Genomic DNA, 360 nt, shown 5'->3' on the forward strand with positions numbered 1-360 from the left:
TAGCGTTCGAAGCGCCGCCAGGTTGGCGCCGCTCGCCGCCGATCGCGGGGTGTGATGAGTGAATTGCGTTGCAGTATACGATGAATCGTCGATATTGCCGGCACGTGAGGCGCGCCGGCACGGCGAAGGCGGGAGTGGATAGTGCGTGCACCCCAGCGGGGGTTGGCTTTGCGTAGCCGCGCGATCTCCGCCTCGAGCTCGGCGGCGGTACGGGCCGGTGAGGTCTTCGGGCGCCTCGACAACGGCGCCAAGGCGGCCACGCCGTCGGCGTAGAGCCGGCGTCGGTAGACGTAGAACGTCTGCCGAGATACGCCGTAGCGGCGGCACGTCTCGGCCACAGTGATCTGGTCACGCATCGGG

The 360-nt window shown here is 68.1% G+C and carries 1 protein-coding gene; it reads right to left on the reverse strand.

What is annotated here, in order from left to right:
* A partial coding sequence (locus tag ACZY1I_RS32260) for a helix-turn-helix domain-containing protein (RefSeq protein WP_463761717.1) occupies positions 1-356 on the reverse strand: 356 nt, incomplete at its 3' end.
* Between the last annotated feature and the right edge of the window lie 4 nt (positions 357-360).

The organism is Mycobacterium sp. IDUB_37 (genome assembly GCF_055419245.1).